Origin of the sequence: Alexandriicola marinus, assembly GCF_004000435.1 — a bacterium.
GTDB lineage: Bacteria > Pseudomonadota > Alphaproteobacteria > Rhodobacterales > Rhodobacteraceae > Alexandriicola > Alexandriicola marinus.
In genome coordinates, this window is sequence record NZ_RBVZ01000091.1 from 1 (window position 1) to 298 (window position 298).

Sequence of the window (298 nt, forward strand, 5' to 3'; positions counted from 1 at the left end):
ATCACATCGAGAAACTGATTGGCCGCTTCGAGCCCGGTCGATAGCCACAGGCGCGCCGAGCGTCCGGCCCAGGCCCGTGTTTCGCTGCGCGAACGGACCTTGCGGAAATCCGGAAAGCGCGCCGATAGACGGCGCCGGAAGGCGAAAGCGTGAATTGCCAGTCCGACCGCCGATCCGCCAGCCAGCAGATACAGGACCGTGGAAACGTCCGCCGCCGAATGTGTCGCAAGATCGTATGCCAGGTAACCGATCGCAGGCAGCACCGGCAGCAGATTGCCGTAGCCGTCGCCGACACCGA

At 64.4% G+C, this 298-nt stretch carries 1 protein-coding gene; it reads right to left on the reverse strand.

Annotation, left to right across the window (positions count from 1 at the left end; genetic code table 11):
- The coding region (locus EP376_RS23155) for a hypothetical protein (protein WP_206074859.1) at positions 1-298 on the reverse strand (298 nt) is incomplete at both ends.